This is a genomic window from Paenibacillus sp. 23TSA30-6 (assembly GCF_014858585.1).
Taxonomy (GTDB): Bacteria; Bacillota; Bacilli; order Paenibacillales; family Paenibacillaceae; genus Paenibacillus.
The window spans coordinates 20,444-38,149 of record NZ_SLTL01000018.1 but is presented as its reverse complement, the minus strand read 5'-3'; the positions used below and the strand labels follow the sequence as shown (position 1 = coordinate 38,149).

The 17,706-nt window shown below is 44.1% G+C and carries 18 protein-coding genes; 14 read left to right on the top strand and 4 right to left on the bottom strand.

Annotated elements, in window-relative coordinates:
• Positions 1-137 precede the first annotated feature (137 nt).
• The 7 genes from E0698_RS16830 (at position 138) to E0698_RS16800 (ending at position 4,938) form a co-directional block, all read left to right on the top strand.
• On the top strand, positions 138-590 hold the full coding sequence (locus E0698_RS16830) for a hypothetical protein (RefSeq protein ID WP_238354037.1): 453 nt from the start codon (positions 138-140) through the stop codon (positions 588-590).
• Between the two features lie 226 nt (positions 591-816).
• Positions 817-1,095, top strand: coding sequence for a hypothetical protein (locus E0698_RS16825; protein ID WP_192512289.1), 279 nt, complete (start codon positions 817-819; stop codon positions 1,093-1,095).
• Positions 1,096-1,247: 152 nt separating this feature from the next.
• On the top strand, positions 1,248-1,523 hold the full coding sequence (locus E0698_RS16820) for a hypothetical protein (protein ID WP_192512288.1): 276 nt from the start codon (positions 1,248-1,250) through the stop codon (positions 1,521-1,523).
• Between the two features lie 325 nt (positions 1,524-1,848).
• A complete protein-coding gene (locus E0698_RS16815; protein WP_192512287.1) occupies positions 1,849-2,127 on the top strand; it encodes a hypothetical protein in 279 nt (92 codons plus the stop codon).
• A gap of 37 nt (positions 2,128-2,164) precedes the next feature.
• The gene (locus tag E0698_RS16810; protein ID WP_192512286.1) at positions 2,165-3,439 is read left to right on the top strand and encodes a lipase family protein; all 1,275 of its coding nucleotides are present in this window, start codon (positions 2,165-2,167) and stop codon (positions 3,437-3,439) included.
• Positions 3,440-3,501: 62 nt separating this feature from the next.
• On the top strand, positions 3,502-3,774 hold the full coding sequence (locus E0698_RS16805) for a hypothetical protein (protein ID WP_152380403.1): 273 nt from the start codon (positions 3,502-3,504) through the stop codon (positions 3,772-3,774).
• Positions 3,775-3,849: 75 nt separating this feature from the next.
• On the top strand, positions 3,850-4,938 hold the full coding sequence (locus E0698_RS16800) for a site-2 protease family protein (RefSeq protein ID WP_192512285.1): 1,089 nt from the start codon (positions 3,850-3,852) through the stop codon (positions 4,936-4,938).
• Between the two features lie 150 nt (positions 4,939-5,088).
• Here E0698_RS16800 and E0698_RS16795 read toward each other — a convergent pair whose 3' ends face one another.
• Positions 5,089-5,997 (bottom strand): AraC family transcriptional regulator, encoded by a 909-nt coding sequence (locus E0698_RS16795; RefSeq protein WP_192512284.1) that lies wholly within the window; start codon positions 5,995-5,997, stop codon positions 5,089-5,091.
• 326 nt (positions 5,998-6,323) lie between these two features.
• Between E0698_RS16795 and E0698_RS16790 the strand changes: the two genes are divergently transcribed.
• The 6 genes from E0698_RS16790 to E0698_RS16765 all read left to right on the top strand — a co-directional run bounded on the left by E0698_RS16790 (position 6,324) and on the right by E0698_RS16765 (position 14,599).
• Complete coding sequence (locus E0698_RS16790) at positions 6,324-8,330, top strand: beta-galactosidase (protein ID WP_192512283.1); 2,007 nt, start codon at positions 6,324-6,326, stop codon at positions 8,328-8,330.
• Between the two features lie 133 nt (positions 8,331-8,463).
• Positions 8,464-10,260, top strand: coding sequence for a sensor histidine kinase (locus tag E0698_RS16785; RefSeq protein WP_192512282.1), 1,797 nt, complete (start codon positions 8,464-8,466; stop codon positions 10,258-10,260).
• Positions 10,257-11,324, top strand: a complete 1,068-nt coding sequence (locus E0698_RS16780; RefSeq protein ID WP_192512281.1) for a response regulator transcription factor — start codon at positions 10,257-10,259, stop codon at positions 11,322-11,324. The genes E0698_RS16785 and E0698_RS16780 overlap by 4 nt, the downstream gene beginning before the upstream one ends.
• Positions 11,325-11,571: 247 nt before the next feature.
• Complete coding sequence (locus E0698_RS16775; RefSeq protein WP_149095691.1) at positions 11,572-12,852, top strand: ABC transporter substrate-binding protein; 1,281 nt, start codon at positions 11,572-11,574, stop codon at positions 12,850-12,852.
• A 38-nt stretch (positions 12,853-12,890) separates the two neighbouring features.
• Positions 12,891-13,775, top strand: a complete 885-nt coding sequence (locus E0698_RS16770) for a carbohydrate ABC transporter permease (RefSeq protein ID WP_044645320.1) — start codon at positions 12,891-12,893, stop codon at positions 13,773-13,775.
• Positions 13,772-14,599: a carbohydrate ABC transporter permease gene (locus E0698_RS16765; RefSeq protein WP_044645319.1), complete on the top strand. Its 828-nt coding sequence runs from the start codon at positions 13,772-13,774 to the stop codon at positions 14,597-14,599. Before E0698_RS16770 ends, E0698_RS16765 begins: the two co-directional genes overlap by 4 nt.
• Positions 14,600-14,792: 193 nt before the next feature.
• Here E0698_RS16765 and E0698_RS16760 read toward each other — a convergent pair whose 3' ends face one another.
• From E0698_RS16760 to E0698_RS16750, 3 genes are all read right to left on the bottom strand, one after another.
• Positions 14,793-15,188: a hypothetical protein gene (locus E0698_RS16760; RefSeq protein ID WP_192512280.1), complete on the bottom strand. Its 396-nt coding sequence runs from the start codon at positions 15,186-15,188 to the stop codon at positions 14,793-14,795.
• A 490-nt stretch (positions 15,189-15,678) separates the two neighbouring features.
• Positions 15,679-15,867: a hypothetical protein gene (locus E0698_RS16755; RefSeq protein WP_192512279.1), complete on the bottom strand. Its 189-nt coding sequence runs from the start codon at positions 15,865-15,867 to the stop codon at positions 15,679-15,681.
• 141 nt (positions 15,868-16,008) lie between these two features.
• Positions 16,009-16,824 (bottom strand): hypothetical protein, encoded by an 816-nt coding sequence (locus E0698_RS16750; RefSeq protein ID WP_192512278.1) that lies wholly within the window; start codon positions 16,822-16,824, stop codon positions 16,009-16,011.
• A 431-nt stretch (positions 16,825-17,255) separates the two neighbouring features.
• Here E0698_RS16750 and E0698_RS16745 point away from each other — a divergent pair, with 431 nt between their 5' ends.
• Entirely contained in the window at positions 17,256-17,696 is a 441-nt protein-coding gene (locus E0698_RS16745) for an AbrB/MazE/SpoVT family DNA-binding domain-containing protein (protein ID WP_134911267.1), read from the top strand.
• Positions 17,697-17,706 lie beyond the last annotated feature (10 nt).

The following is a 17,706-nucleotide window of genomic DNA, read 5'->3' as shown; positions in this document are numbered from 1 at the left end:
TGGACACATGCGGATGGTTATTGAAATATATGGATAATATTATGCGAAAAATGAAACTAACAAACTATACGGGTGGAAAAACTTTTCCAATTTATTACTATAGGATGAAATGAGTTCTATGTCTAAAAGCTTATTGAATGAACAGGGGAACTAACGATACAATTTATGGAAAGAGAAAGGGCGTCGTGGATATAGATCAAGATGACTTCGTTGTGGAAAAGGTGATTAAAATTAGCTGTGGCAGATTAGTAAAGGGAATGATGTTGGGGATAGTCCTCATTTTAATACTCGGAGGATGTCAAAAGGTGAATACAGATGAAGATGCTGAACTGATCAGTAAAGCCAAGGCTACGGCAGTTAAGCATATGAAAGACAAATATGGTCTTGATGTAGAAATTACCTATGAACATAAATTACCAACGTATGTGGACGATGTAGTCACTTTCAAGGGGAATGTCATTGGCCATAAAGAACAGACATTTGGAATAATGATTGATTATAATAATCAGGAAATTTCTAATGTTGTTATAGAACCTGAATTGGAAAAGGGCTTGTTAAAGAAAGGACATAAACTGAGCTATATAAGTTGAACTTAAAAGTTTCTTATCGTGACACTGCGTAGCCGGATGGTGCTTCCTATCACCACAGCTTCACTTGTACAGCATCATTCTGCCTACTTCGCTTTTATACTCATTTTTTGAGTTCGGCTTAAATCGTTGTTATGTACACGAAAGGATGATGAAGATTAGTCACCAATCTATAAAAGGAATACTGGTATTGATAGCCCTCATTTTAGTACTGGTAGGATGCCAAAAGGTGAGTAAAGATGAAGATGCTGAACTGATTAGTAAAGCGAAGGCTACGGCAGTTAAGCATATGAAAGACAAATATGGTCTTGATGTAGAAATTACTGATGCAAAAAAAATGCCAACTTATGTGGTTTATAAAGTGAATTTTAAGGGCAATGTCCTAGGTCGTGAAGAACAGACCTTTGGAATCTCCGTAGATTATAAAACTCAAGAAACTTCCAATTTTCTATACAGTCCTGAATTGAAAATTGTTCTTATGGAAAAAGGATATAAACCAAGGGAGTAGCTGATTTTTATTCTTATATCTAAATAGAGTTTTGGATATAAACGAAGACATCTACGTGCTGAGAGAGGGTGATCGAGATTAGACAAGTGGGATTTTTGAGGGGAATGAGGTTATGTCTAGTCCTCATTTTAATACTAGTAGGATGTCAAAAAGTGAATACAGATGAAGATGCTGAACTGATCAGTAAAGCCAAGGCTACGGCAATTAAGCATATGAAAGACAAATATGGTCTTGATGTAGAAATTACCTATGAACATAAGTTACCAACGTATGTAGCTTATTCAATAAACTTTAAAGGAAATGTAAAGGGACAGAAAGGACAGACTTTTGATATTTCTGTTGATTATAAAACTCAGAAAACTTCCGATTTCATAATTAGTTCTGAACTAGAGAAGGTTCTATTGAAGAAGGGATATGACATGAACTAATGAAAGATCAAAGACAGACGTTTTAACGATGAACAAAAATGAATTATTATTGAAAAATATGGATAATTTTATTGTTGAACTGAAACTATTCAGCTAAGAACGTGGATTTTCTACATCCTTTTGATGCTGTGGACTTAATCATGTCTTAAGCCTAAAGGCGTATTGTTTGTTTCCGTAGAGAAAAGGTACAATTCATAAAAGGGATTTTGTGGATATAAGATGGGGCGTTGTGCATATGAAAGGGATGATTAGAATCGGCCACCGGTATCTAAAAGGGATGATGGTGTTGATAGCTATAATTGTAATATTGGGAGGATGCCAAAAGGTGAGTAAAGATGAAGATGCTGAACTGATTAGTAAAGCGAAAGCTACAGCTGTTCAATATTTGAAGGAGACTTATGGTATTGATGTAGAAATCACTTACGCAAAAAAAATGCCAACTTATGTAGCTGATAAAATTGATTTCGAGGGTAATGTAAAGGGGCACAAAGAACAGACATTTGATATCTCTGTAGATTACAATACACAAAAAACTTCCAATTTTTTGATTAGTCCAGAGTTGAAGAAAGTTTTACCAGACAAAAAGCTTAGAGGGAGTGAATAACCTTATATTTTAATAAGCAAAGAGAGGGTTATTTCAAATGGACATTTCAACTCGTGTAAATGATAAAACTTATAAGATAATGTCAGAAATAGCATATAAAGATCGGGAACCTGGCAAAGAGGTGGAAGAACTTCCTGGCTGGAGGGTACTGGACTCCGTTAATCGTGAAGACTCAGGATTAGCGGCCACTACATTTTACAACGAAGAAACGAAACAGGCTGTCATTGCTTATCGTGGGACAGAAACGGATGATCCACAGGATTTGTATAATGATGCCACCCTAGCTCTTCCTGAAATCAATCGGAAAATTAACGATAGTTTAGATATTCATTCGGATGCCTACAACGAGAAGATGAAAGAAATGGATGATACTTTAGGATTTACGGCACTGAATAACTGGATTAGTGAAAAAGAAAAGAGCGTAGATAAGGCTTTGTTTGGTAGCTCTAATCAATTCTATCAAGCCGAAGACTATGCTAAGGATTTACAGAAGAAGTACAAAGACTATAATTTCTCGTTAACAGGACATTCGCTGGGGGGAGGAAATGCCCAGTATGTATCTGCTTATACGGGCTTGACCGCCGTTACGTTTAGCGCTCCTTCTGTCATTTCCAGTCTAACAACGGAATATCGGCATAAAGCCGAAAATGGCGACTTTGACCATCAAATTACAAACTTTTTGCATCCGGGTGATATTATTGCCAGTGGTGCCTTTGGAGGATACGATCTTCACGTTGGATCAACTTACTATGTGGATTCTAATTATGAAACAGCGAATAACGGAGTGGGTGTTAAAGAGAAAATTGACAACACTTTAAGCGGACCTGCCTATCACAAACTCGAACATTATGATTTTGAGAACGGCTATGTATCTAATCCGCTGTACGATCCTGTAACAGGTGAACGAATTGCTGAATCTCCGCGTATTCCATCTGACTTCAACCTAATGGATACGGTGGACGGCTGGATACATCAATTAGGACAGACCTTAACTCAATTTCAAAAGGCAGCGCTGGTAACGGCAGCTACATCTGCTTCTGCGGGTACGATTCAGGTCATGCCGGAGCATTTACTTGCTGTAGCCGAAAAATGGAAGGCGAACGCACAACAATGCGATGCAGATTTCCAACGTGTCAGAGCCAGGCTTTCACGCTATCTGCACAGTAGTCAGAGTCGGCGGTTGCAGCCGATTGTAACACAGCTTGACTCCTCCATGATGGAATTTAGTCAGTGGCATTTACGGACGACTAATGAATTTCTTTACTATCTCGAGCACAAAATAGAGCAGTTTATCCAGGCAGATATTAGCTAATAACGCTAATAACAATGTACTAACGATATAGAGAAATGAATACATAGGAGGCGGACAGTAATTTGAACGGACAAATACGGGTGGAACTGGAAGAGTTATTACTTGCGGAAAAAGAGCTGACCTGGTTGCTCACTCAACTTCGCACAGATGAACAAGCGGCACGTGTATTATATGGTCGTCTGCATGAATGGACCGGGCATTCGGCTAATGTAATCAGAGACCAAATTGAAGCCTTTTTTGTCGGGTTAACGAATAGAATTCATAATTTGGAGCAACAAAAGGCAGAGTTAATTCAGTACGTTGAATTAATGAAACGCACAGACGCTGTACAATAATGAAGGTAGGAAAGTTTTTACAAGCTGCACATAGCAGGATACAATGGAAGTGTTACAGAAAGGAGACGGATACTTTTGCAAAATGAAGAGAAAAAGACCGATTCCAAATCCGGCTCATCCAAATGGTATCTAGGCAGCGCGGCGGCTCTGCTTCTTTTGAAAGGGAAGTCGTTGTTGGCTCTATTGAAATTCGGTAAATTTGGCGGTGCGCTGATATCTATGGCGATAACGGTTGGCACATATGCGATCATTTACCCGTGGGGATTTGCGGTCGGATTCGTGTTGCTGTTGTTTGTACATGAGCTGGGACATGTATTGGCTGCCAAGCGCAAGGGGCTTCCCGTGTCAGCACCGTTGTTTATTCCTTTTCTCGGTGCGCTGATTACAATGAAACGGCAACCTTTGGATGCGCAGACAGAGGCTTATGTGGCCATGGGCGGCCCGTTACTGGGGACGGTTGGGGCTATGGCGGTATACGCAGGAGCCTATGCAACAGACAGTCCCCTGTTGTATGCGCTGGCGTATGTCGGCTTTTTCCTGAACCTGATCAACCTGCTGCCGATTCATCCGCTCGACGGAGGACGGATTTCCACGGCAGTGACGCGTTGGCTGTGGCTGGTGGGCCTATTGGGTGGAATTGTAGTAGTAGTATATTTAAAATCCTTTTTATTTTTCTTGATATGGGCGTTTTTTGCCTACGATTTGTACAAAAAATATGTGAAACGCAATAAAGGAGAGGTCAAGGTCCAATCTCTATTGCTAAAGCCGCTGGTTAATGTACAGCATCTTTATGAGCAAGGATACCCACTGCCCGGACCGGAGCATACTCGTAGACTATCCTTTAATACCTACTCGGATCTGGAAGGGCAGCAATATGTGACGGTGTATATGGAAAGTCTTGATGTGGAGCAGACGCTTTTGCTGCCACAGCAGTGTCTTGTCCAGCATGTATGGCTGAACGGTGTGGAGCATATCCCGACACCCGATGCGTATCAGCTTAAACTGTTGTGTGAGATGGATTACATTCCGTTTGAAAATGATAAATATTACGAAGTACCCACGTCATCACGCTGGAAATTCGGGATCGGTTATTTGGGGCTGGCCTTGTTTTTGATGGGAATGATGTATGTGGTGCATCAGCATATAGGGGATGTAAGGCTGTGACCCGAATATCCTGAAAGAGTAATCCTAGATGGAACACGTGTCGATAGCAATAAAATAGAAAGAGCGCGGCAACGGGGATGTTCGGTGTCACGCTCTTTTTTCATTATGAAAATAGTGAAGTCTCTGTTACCGTGTCTCTATTTAGCTACCTTAATCCTGCTCAATAACCGGACTCAGCGTTTGGCGGTATTTGAGCGGACTGGTGCCGGTCCAGCGCTTGAACTGTCTGCTGAAATGGGCCAAGCTGGAGTAGCCGAGCAGAGAAGCTATCTTGTTGAGCGGCAGATTGGGTTGCTGAATCAGCACCTTCGCCTCGTGCAGCTTCGTCTCAGACAGGTAGTGACGCGGCGAATAGCCGTATACCTTGCGGAATACCTCCTGTGCGTATCCGGGACTGATCCCGAGGGAGGCTGCCACATCCTCAATTCGGAACGTCGGCTCGGCAGATTCATCATCCCGATAAGGCTTGAATCTGGATTGAATGGCCTCCATAATGGCCTTGGCATACTGAACGGATGAGGGCGAAAGCGTAGGCTCCATCCCGGTAGATATCATTTGCGAGAATATTCCGAACAGCTCAAACAAGGCAATTTGCATGCGAAAACGATCCGCTGTCGTATATTCTCCGTTTTCCTGCATCATGCCAATCCAGCTGTGCACGACCTTTTGCAGCTTCATGTTCGTTTCAGTACCGGCCGGAAAAAAAAGCTGATTGCTCTTAATCATCTCCTGACGGAACAACGGATCATCTATATTAAAATGGGTGCTGAAATAATACATCCCGTCTGGGGAAGCACATTGACTCACATGCTTGAATCCCGGTGGGATGATCAGAATATCGCCGACACCAACCGAATACACGTTATTTTCCATGATCGTCTCCTGACGACCCTCCAAAATCAGTACAATTTCAAAACCGATATGTGACTCTTCTGGCATACACCAGTTTGCTTTTACCCGGTGAATATGAGCGCCGAAAAACTTTACATTCCAATCAATGATAGGAAGCCAGTGGCAATTTTCGAATAGAGCTGGATCAACTTCAGAATTCAATATCATAAGATCACCTTCGATTAGGGCAAATTTTACACGGCTTAGACAATCTCATTGTACCTAACATGTAACTATAATAAAAGAGCGTTTACAAATCCTATAATATAAGCTTTTATATAAAAGAGAGTGCTTATATAAGGATTGATTGAAAACGGTTCCATTTTGGAATCAGGAAGAGCTATGTAAACAACATCAACCCGCATATGATATGCGCTGGCTGGCAATTACCCATAGCCGTTCCATCTCTGTCAAAACCGCATAAAAGCCACGGCATTTAAAAATAATGCGCTTAGCATGACACCCTATTACGAACCTAATTGGAGGACGACTTGATGAAAAAGCTACTGTATGGCGTTGCTTATTATGATGAATATATGCCTTATGACCGTCTGGACCAGGATATTCAAATGATGAAGGATGCGGGCATCAACGTGGTTCGAATTGCCGAATCCACCTGGAGTACACATGAACCGCAAAACGGAGTATTTGATTTCACCTCCGTGGATCGGGTGCTGGACGCCATGCATAAGGCGGGCATTGAGGTCATCGTGGGCACGCCCACCTATGCTGTACCGACATGGCTGGTCAAGGAGCATCCTGACGTATTGGCGACAACTCCTCAGGGACCGGGGAAATACGGGGCCCGTCAGATTATGGACATTACGAACCCGGTGTACCTGTTCCATGCCGAGCGAATTATACGCAAGCTGATTGGGCGGGTGAGTCAGCATCCGGCGGTCATCGGTTTTCAGACGGATAACGAAACGAAGCATTACAACACAAGCGGGCCGAATGTACAATTGCGATTCGTTAAGCATTTGCGTGAGCAGTTTGAATCACTGGAAGAGCTGAACCGCAAATTCGGACTTGATTACTGGAGCAATCGGATCAATAGCTGGGAGGACTTCCCTTCGGTGGTCGGGACGATTAATGGAAGCCTGGGCGCAGCATTTTCTCAATTCCAGCGCAAGCTGGTCACGGATTTCCTCGCCTGGCAGGTTGCGCTCGTGAATGAATACAAGCGGGAAGACCAATTTGTTACACAAAACTTTGATTTTGAGTGGAGAGGCCATTCCTTCGGCATTCAGCCGGATGTGGATCATTTTGCGGCATCCCAAGCATTTGATGTGACGGGAGTGGATATTTACCATCCAACACAGGATGATTTGACCGGGATTGAAATTTCCTTCGGTGGTGATGTGGCGCGCTCCACGAAGAATAATAATTATCTGGTGCTGGAAACGGAAGCGCAGGCTTTTACCCATTGGGTTCCTTATCCGGGACAATTGCGACTGCAAGCGTTCAGTCATCTGGCTTCCGGGGCCAATATGGTGGCCTACTGGCATTGGCATTCCATCCATAATTCCTTCGAAACCTACTGGAAGGGTCTGCTGAGTCATGATTTTGAACCCAATCCTGTCTATGAGGAAGCACAGACGATTGGGAAGGATTTTGCAAGATTATCCCCTCATCTGGTGAACCTGAAAAAGAAAAACAAGACAGCGATCCTCGTCAGTAACGAAGCGTTAACGTCGATTGACTGGTTCAAGTTCAATATGAATAGTCCGCTGAATTACAATGACATTGTACGTCGCTTGTATGACGAGCTGTATAAGCTGAATATCGGTACGGATATCGTTCATCCGGGTACAGAGTCATTTGACGACTATGATCTCTTGATCGTACCCGTTCTCTACTCTGCACCGAATGCGTTACTGGAAAAGCTGAACCGTTATGTGGAAAACGGCGGTCATGTGGTATACACGTTCCGAAGCGGGTTTACCGATGAGCATGTGCAGGTGAGAACCTCCCGGCAGCCGGGCGTGATTAGCGAAGCTTGCGGCATTCATTACAGCCTGTTCGTGGAGCCGAAGAATGTAACGCTTAAAGATAATCCTTTTGAGGTGACACCGGAGGACAATCAGGTGGATACGTGGATGGAACTGATTACACCGACAACTGCCGAGGTGCTGGCCTATTACGACCATCCGTATTGGGGCAAATATGCCGCAATTACGCAAAACCGTTATGGTCAGGGAACGGCGACCTACATCGGCTGTGTCGTAAGCTCGGCGGTCATTCGTGAACTATTCCGTTCTGTCGCGAAGCAGGCGGGAGTGTGGGGAGTGGATCAAGAAGCATCGTATCCGATCATTGTTAAATCCGGTACAAATGAGCTGGGACGGACGGTTCGGTATTTTTTTAACTATTCCGAACAAGCAGGTTCAGTTGTGTATCCGCATGGAGACGGCAAGGAGCTGATCGGGGAGCAGACAATTACTCAAGGACAAACGCTTCAATTAGAGCCTTGGAGTGTTATAATTATCGAAGAAGCGTAAATGATGAGTAATGAGCTGAAATTGACATATGAATGAAATCATATATGTGTCCAGCCGGGAATACCCGGAAAATGAGCGCCCCTGCGTATAGCGGGGCGTTTTCGCATATGGCTGAACAGAGGAGAGCATCGCTATGCCAACCCGAGTAGTCCGCTGGTTTCGGGCACTGACAGCCCCGTATCGACGCAGCATTCAGCTCAAGCTGATTTTGACGATGATCGTCCTTTCTGTGCTGCCGGTTATTGCCGTCACGGCGCTGGCTGCGGAAAAAAGCAGAGCGTCGATGGAAACCGAAGTGGTGGAGACGAATATGTCCAACATGAAATGGACGGGGATCTATGTCAGCGACCAGTTAGATCGTCTGAACCACCTGATTTACAGCATTCAGATCAGCCCCGATCTGAGTGATTATTTGAATGAGCGTGAGCCGGGCAATCTTTCCAGCCAATTTAATGCACAGCGAAAAATGCTCAATACGCTGGCGAATGTATATTATTCGGCCGGGAGCCATGTGATCGGCATCCAGCTCTATTTGAAGCAGCCGCAAACGCTGTTTACCTTCAATGGTATGCAAAATGACATTACGACGGTGAACGGTATACCCCCTCAGTATGCCGAGATGTGGAAAGCGAATAAGGATTATTCGATTCGCACAAGCCACGCTGACCCGGAACGATTTACACTGACGCGCAGTATTCGGCGTTTTGAAGATCAGAAGCAGACGGGAGCTATTTCGCTGGATGTGCTGTGGTCCCAATTTGATCAGACGCTGGGTTTGCTGGGGCGGGGAGACCGGCATCAGGTTTTTATTACAGGTTCAGATGGAAAGGTGATGTATCCGTCGCAGGCCCACCAGTCGCCTCCTGCGGAGGTACTAACAGCACTGCGTGATGTTCGGTCGGGTCCGGGAATGATCAAGACAGCCGGTAATTATGTATTTTATAATGATTTGGATGTGGTAGGGCTGCGGCTGGTCAAAATCGTACCTACTTCCTCCATTAACCACAGCGCTTTTTCGACCATGCTGTACGGTATTATTATCGGCGGGATCTCCATATTGGTTTCGATCTGCATTGCTGTTTTTATTGCCTGGCGTACTGCACGTCCGATTGTTCATTTGGCGCGTTCGGTGCAGGAGCTGGATATGATCAAGGGACCTGCCGGAGAACCCAGTACACGCCCGGATGAGATTGGGTTGCTGGAAAGAAGTCTGCATGGCATGGCAGGACGAATCCGCGAGCATATCCAGACGGAATACAGTATGAATTTGCAAAAAAAGACGGCTGAGCTAAAAGCGCTCCAGGCGCAGATTCACCCCCATTTTCTGCAAAATACGCTGCAAATGATCGGAAGCATGGTATTTTCCCAAAAGCCGGAGGACACGTATGAGGTGATTCGGTCGCTGAGTGAGATGTTCCGCTACGTGGTACGGGAGCCGCAGGATATGGCCTCTTTACGCGCGGAAATTGACCATGTAGGCCACTATATGCGCATCCAGCAGCGGCGGTTTCCGCAACGACTGGTGTTTCAGGTGGAGACGGATGAACAGGCGCTGGATGTTCGTCTGCCCAAGCTGTCGCTTCAGCCGTTGCTGGAAAATACGTTTCAGCACGGTCTGGATCGTAAGGCTGGAGCATGGCGGGTGGGAATCCGGGTGGAGATTATGAAAGAAGACATATGCATTACAGTCTGCGATAATGGTAGCGGCATGGCACCCGACAGACTGGAAGAAGTACGGGCACGGCTGGAACATGCATCGGAGGAGCCGATCTGGGCGCAGGGTAGCCATATTGGATTAAGCAATGTAGCTTCACGGATACGGATGAATTTTGGAGTGAATTACGGGGTGACGATAGACAGTGAGCCGGGAATCGGTACACGTGTCACCATCCGCATTCCATTCACATCAGCAGGGGAGGGAAAAGGATGATCCGGGTATTAATTGTCGACGATGAGCCGTGGAACCGGGATATTCTAAAGACGTTCGGCGCATGGGAAAGGCTTGGAATGTCGGTGGTTGGCGAAGCTGAGGACGGGGATGAGGCGTTCAGGCTGGCCGGGGAATTATCCCCGCAGATTGTGATTACCGACATGCGTATGCCGGGCGCGGACGGAGTGGAGCTGCTGCAAGCGCTGAATAACCATTTTCCCGATATGAAAATTATTGTCGTGAGCGGCTATGACGACTTCGCGTATGCCAAACATGCCATTCGGTACAAGGCCGTTGATTACTTGCTGAAGCCCGTCAATCCCGTCGAGCTGAATGCGGTGCTGCTTAAATGCAAAGACGATCTGGAAGCCAAGGCAGCGGAACAGCAGCAGGAGGCGGCGGAACTGGACTATGAGTTCTTCCACAAGCTGTCCCGGTATAAGCAACTGCTGCGACTTTATTTTAATGAGCTGAACCGGGAAGGCGTACAAATGACCTGCAAGCAAATCCTACAGGAGCTGGAGAGCTACGGGGAACCTGGTCCGCATATGCTGGGCAGGCTGGTGCAGGAGCTTCTTTCCCAGCTTAAAGAGCTGGCAGCGTCCAACGGACTGGATACGCCCACCGCCAAGGCTGGATTTCCGCTTTCGCAGGACACGCTATCCTCTGCGGATCGTGCGCTGGAATTCGTGTCAGCATGTTATGTGCAGGAGCTGGAGCAGCTCATTCGACAGCGGAAGTATAAGAACAAGCTGAATCTGGAGGAGGTTCGGCGCTATATGGACAGCCACTTTGCCGAGCAGATTACACTGGAGCAACTGGCGAAAAACTTTTTTGTCAGCAAGGAGTATATGAGCAAGGTATTCAAGCAGGAGTATGGTCAAAATGTAACGGACTATATCGTGCAGCGGAGAATGGAAAAAGCGCGTGAGTGGCTGGCAGATAAACAGATTTCGATTAAAGCGGTGGCGGAGATGGCGGGATATGAGGACGTATCGTATTTCTACCGGGTGTTTAAAAAGCATTTTGGCATGGCTCCCGGTGAAATGAGGAAGGAGCAATGATGTAGGCTGTTAACAGCCGTAGTTTAAAAAAATCCAACCCAACAGGCTAATGGTGTCCAATGGCAGAAGTGACCTCCCACCCTATAATGAAAGCGTATACAAAACAAGTAGTACAAAGGAATTTAGCCTCTATGCAGCTCACACAGTGCATCATTGGAGGTTGAAAACCGACAGCATAGCTGTACTGAATAACAACTGATTAGCCAGTGGGTCACAGTTATTTTCAACTTAGAGGAGGTCATTTTGCATGAAAATGTGGAAAGGTGTATTGAGCACGATGCTGGTTGGCACGTTATTGGCCGGGTGTGGAGCGAATTCTTCAGGTAGTGACAGTAGCAGTTCCGGTGGAGACGGTAAAACGGTTAATCTCAAAATGTTTATCGCACAGCCCCGCTTGAAGGAGCATTACGATAAATATATTAACGCGTTCGTAGCGAAGGAAAAGAAAGATAAAAATATCGACGTTACGGTCCAATTGGAGATGCCGCCTTCCGACAATGCCGCACAAATTTTGAAGACAAGACTTGCATCCAACGATGCGCCGGATGTGTTCGCACTGCATGCAGTGAATGAAATTCCTCCGTTTTATAAAGCGGGATATTTGGAGGACTTGTCTGGTCAGCCGTTTGTCGGTAAATTGCTGGATAGTGTGAAGCCTTCGGTGACGACGAAAGACGGGAAGGTTGTGGCTGTTCCTTTGGAAACGATTTCATGGGGGTACTTGTACAATAAAAAGATATTTAAGGACCTGGACTTGAAGCCACCGGGAACGCTGACCGAAATGAAGGCTGTGGTCGAGAAGCTGAAAGCGAATAATGTGAAGCCGTTCCTGCTCTCCTACAAGGAATCGTGGATTCCACAGTTATTCGTGCCGCTGACGGCGGGTGCGATGATGAACACACAGAATAAGGATTTTATCGACCGGATGAATCAGGATAAGGGCTCTTTTTCCGAAATGAAGAGTATGTTCGATATTATTGATCTGGTGAATAGCAACGGTACAGACAAGGCGCTGGAAATTGGCGGGGATGATGGATCGGCGGCCTTTGCTGCGGGGAAAGCAGCGATGTGGATTCAAGGGCCGTGGTTTGCGGAAACGATTTTAAAATCTGATCCGAAGATGGATTTTGGAGTAGCCCCACTGCCAATCAATGATGATCCGAATGCGACATTGATCAATCTGTCCACTTCGACTTCGCTGGCTGTATCCTCTACAAGCAAGAACAAGGAGGTTGCACTCGATTTTGTAAACTATGTGTTGGACGACAAGGATTCCAGCGCGTTCTATGAATCATTGAAATTCAACCCAATCTCTAAAGTGCATACGTTCAAAAGCTATCCTTGGGTCAATGACGCTACTGAGTATGTGAAAGCAGGCAAGTCGTATCAAGATCCGTCCATCCCGCAAGCGGTCAAGGATGAGGCAGGCAAATCGCTGCAATCCTATTATGCAGGCCAGCTCTCGCAGGATGACGTGATTAAGGCGCTGGATAAGGCATGGAAATCGTATAACAAAGTGAACAAGTAACGGAAACCTACAGAAATACATCAGGAGGGGGAGACTCCATGCCCTTTAAAATCTATAAAAAATACGTGATGCTGCTGGCGTTTACCGCCCCGGCGCTGATCTTTTACGCCATCTTCCTGCTCATTCCGACGATCAGCGGCATGTACTACAGCTTTACAGACTGGAACGGATTGAATCCGAATTACAGCTTTATCGGCTTGGGGAACTTTGTGGAGGCGCTGAAGGAGGACCCGGATTTTCTAAATTCCCTCTGGTTCACGCTCAAATATGTACTGGTCATGATTGTACTGCAAAATGTGCTGGCGTTAGCTCTGGCGGTGCTGATTGAATCACGTACACGTACCAAAGGATTTTTTCGGACGATATTTTTTATGCCCAATATGATCAGTACCATTATTAGCGCATTTATGTGGACGTTCGTGTTTTCCTCCGTGCTGCCACAGATCGCCGAAAAGACAGCTATCGCCTTTTTGGGCCAATCGTGGCTGGGCGATCCGAAGGTATCTTTCTTTTCCATCATTATTGTGTCGCTCTGGAATGGTGTCGGCTATATGATGATCATTTATCTGGCTGCGCTTCAAGGTGTACCGCAAAGCTTGAAAGAGGCCGCTATTATTGATGGGGCGAACGCGTTCCAGACGTTAAGAAGTGTGACGCTGCCGATGATTACCCATGCGATTACCATCTGTTTCTTCCTGACGCTGAACGGTGCCTTCAAAGTCTACGAGGTCGTCTATGGACTGACTGGCGGAGGGCCGGGGCGCAGTACGCAGGTAATTACGATGAACATTTATGAGGAGGCGTTTTCCAACAACTTCCGTTATGGTTATGCAAGCGCTAAATCCGTTATTTTGTTCGCCATCGTGCTGATCTTCACGCTGATCCAGTTACGTGTGATGAAGAAGAGGGAGGTGGAGGCATGAGTCTGAAAAAAGCCAACTCCTTGTTGATTACCCTGATCCTCTGCGTGGGCGCTGTGGTGTCCTTCTTCCCGATCTACATGGCGGTGATTAATTCCTTTAAAACGCAGGGTGAGATGTTCGCATCCTTTACGTCGCTGCCGACAAAGCTTCATTTTGAAAATTACAGTCAGGCTTTTCACCAGACTCATTTGCTGAACAGCGCCCTCAATTCCACGATTATTTCTTTTATCGGCATTGGCGGTATCGTGATCTGTTCGGCGCTGGCGGGCTACAAGCTCTCTCGTACACGTGGGAAAATGAGTAGTGCGATCTTCTTCCTGTTTGTCGCATCCATGCTGGTACCGTTCCACTCCATTATGATACCGCTTACACGGATGGCAAAGGATTTGTCTGTCCAAGGCAGTACGTATGGTTTGGCACTGATCTATATCGGTTTGGGTGTGAATATGGCGATCTTTTTGTATCACGGATTTGTCAAATCCATCCCGCGTGAGCTGGAGGAATCGGCGCAAATGGACGGCTGTAATGAGTTCCAAACGTTCTTCCGGATTATATTTCCTTTGCTGCTGCCGATCACTGTCACCATTGCAATTTTGGATTTCCTGTGGATTTGGAACGACTTTTTACTTCCATTGTTGATGCTGACGGATGTGAACCACTACACCCTGATTCTTTCGACAAACATGCTGTTCGGGGAGTATAACAAGGACTGGTCGCTCATTCTGGCTGCACTTGTACTGACCTCCATCCCGGTGATCCTGATCTATTCGTTCTTCCAAAAATTCATCATGGAGGGCATTGCGGAGGGAGCGATTAAGGGATAAAGTGGAAAGCCTTCCTATCAACAAGGAAGGCTTTTTTTCTGACTCAGCTTTTTTTTTTTTTTGCGCCAACGTTTCAATAAAAAGATAGGAAGGGTTACAAACAGCTCCTTGATCTAATAACCCACCCCGGATTGTTCGGATTTAATGTGATAAAATAAAAGCCCTTCGTTAAGACAACTTTCACTTCGAGAAATTAGCTTATGATAAAAAATAAAAGCGTAACTGTTATCAGAGTTAGATATATACTAGAAACCAGTTTTCCCATTTCAGCTCCAAATGCTTTAGGATTTTTATATCCAATGATTAAACTGGGAATAAAGAAAATACTGGATAGAAAAATGGTGTAGTGAAACCCAGTATTATCAACACTGTTAGACCATGCGGGTAATCCTAAAAGGGAAAGCAACTGATCCCCCAATATGTAATTGCCAAATTCAAAAGAAACAAGCATACCAAGAAGAGATAAAAGCAGTGAAAGTGATCCCCAACCTACTTTTTTTTCGTTTTTCTTTAGAAAATTGAATATAATTAGTAAAATCGCAATGGCTTGTATGCTGTATGTCAATATTGATGAAAAAGAATGTTCCATGAAACACCTCCTTGAAGTATTTGTCTATGTGTTATACCATTTACACTTTCAGAGTATAATGTCCCGGTGTATGCGGCTGGAGTTATACATACTAGGGAGACGCTTCCGGTTCCCAGAAGCATCTTTTTTCATTCAGCATATGAACTTACAAATGGGTCTTGTTCCGATTTCTTTTATTAATCCACCTTCTGATAGTAACAGGCAAAAAAGTAAAAAGAGCGATGAAAATAATAATACTGACAATCGTCACAATCATAGCAGTAGACACATCTGCCAACTCCCTCACTCATTTCAATTAACTGTTAATTGTATAAATATTTTAACTTATCTCAACTTATGAGATATATTTTTCCCCAGGCGTGTTAAGCACGTGCCTATGCTGTTTGGAACTACGGAAAATGCCGTGTACGGACAGCTTTTCTCAGCACTTATCGTATACGTATTGTTGAAGACCCTCTTTGATGTTGCTGTTGTTGCATTTGTCTCCTATCTACTTCTGCTTATTTTTGTTATCTCTTAATTCATCATTTATACTAAGAAGAATGCCTGTTACTATCGACCCATAGAAATAAAATGGACCAGCGTTTGGTCCTTCAAAAATATTAATACCCATTGCTCCAAAAATCCAAGACAGTACCCCTACTGCAACGAAGGTACCAATAATATAGAGTGCAATCATAACTGTTCTCCCTTCAATTCATGATTATCCTTATATAATAAACCCAATTAAAGGCTGAAGATATATTTAGTTCGTAATAATAAATCCTCCAACCATTCTATGAATGATTGAAGGATTTATTCGCAATGACTCTAAAAACTTTTAAATCGTAAAATTAAAGCGACCATAATAGTCATCTTTGCCATTACCACTAAAGGAGATAACTCCATAGCTTAAACTAATGTCTGTAGTGAATGTAGGCAGGGTTCTATGTGAATATCCTACTGCAATAGCTGTATTAATCCCTTTGGACGAAGTAGGGTATCTTAATTCCTGACGTCCCCAGCCACTTTGAACTGTAGTACTCCCGCCAGCTTTCATATCTACAAGCCAAGCAGTACCGCTGACTTCTTCTTTATCAACTGGACTCGAATAAGTATTCCCTCCCACAGAATGTTGTCCATTTGGAGTACCTGTAGGAGTAGCATTAGACTGCCAAGCCATTGCTAAATTATCTGTGTAAAAATTAAATGGACTGCTAGCCCATCTATAAGTAGCATAAACTTGATAGACTCTTTCTCTTCCGTTGTTAGATGTGCCTGAGTACACAGCATAACCGGAAATATTAGGAGTCGCACTTGTAGCAAGCTGATTAATAGCAGCTCGGTCAGTTACTATATTTCCTTCTTCATCAGTAATGGTAACAGTAGTGGCCAATTCTTGAGCAGCTACCTTTTTGCCGTCTTTAGAAGAAATATCTCTTTTCATCTCAATTGGCAAAGTAGAAATTTCGGTTGTATCAAATCCCATTTCTTGCAAGTGCTCATCAAGTGTACTCTCGCTAACAGATGAGGCATCGGATAATGCAGGAATAATTCCCTGATCGACTTCATTGCTTGCTTGAGCGCCCACTGACGTTAATAAACTAAAAAACATAAATAGCGACAATAATCCCGAAAACACACTTTTTTTATTCAATGATTAATCCTCCTTGAGTTTTTTTGAAAGCTCTTACATGTTTCAAAATTATAGTAACAGGGAACAGCTTGGGCATAACGGCCAACATATCGATGTAGGACAAAAAATGAAAAATACGACACGCAGATTGCAACAGCCTTTAACAGGTTTTTCACATTATCATTTACCAATTTTCTAGTTCCTTCTTTATTCAAAAGAAGAATATCACCTTGTCTGCATTCGTATCACCATCCCTTATATTTGTTTTACTACCTTACAACCGTAACATAGATAAGGTTATATTTGTATAATTTTTTTGAATAAAATGTAAATTGATGCTAAAGTATGATACTACCACATTTATCCTTTCGTTTATAAAATTTCTCTCACTCAAGGCATATATTTCTATCTTTATGAAAATAAGGATCATATGTCTTGGAGGGGTGTATACAATGAATGATGCGATAATGAAAAGAGATTTAGATAGCCTAGGGAGAGTTGTAATCCCAGTGGAAATAAGAAATCGGTTGGGTATCAACAAGAACACAGAAATGGAGTTTTTCATAACTGAAAGCGCTATTGTTATGCGTAGATTAGAAAGTGAATCATGTCTCCTATGCGGGGGAAACAAACAACTCATTCGCTTCAAAAAATCTTATGTATGTATCTATTGTGCAAATGACCTCAAAGGGTACCCAATCCCAAAAAATCAGCTACCCTCTACATCAGAAGATATTAAAAATTTGTCTGATGCAGAAATGGTTAAGCTCCTGCTAAGCCTCATGAAACAGTATCCCGGTGCTTCCATGAAAACCTATGCGCAGCTATTGAAGATTTCACCAACTTATGTCTCTCTCCTTAAAAGTAAGACGACTGAATTAGATCCCCCCTAAGTAAGACCAG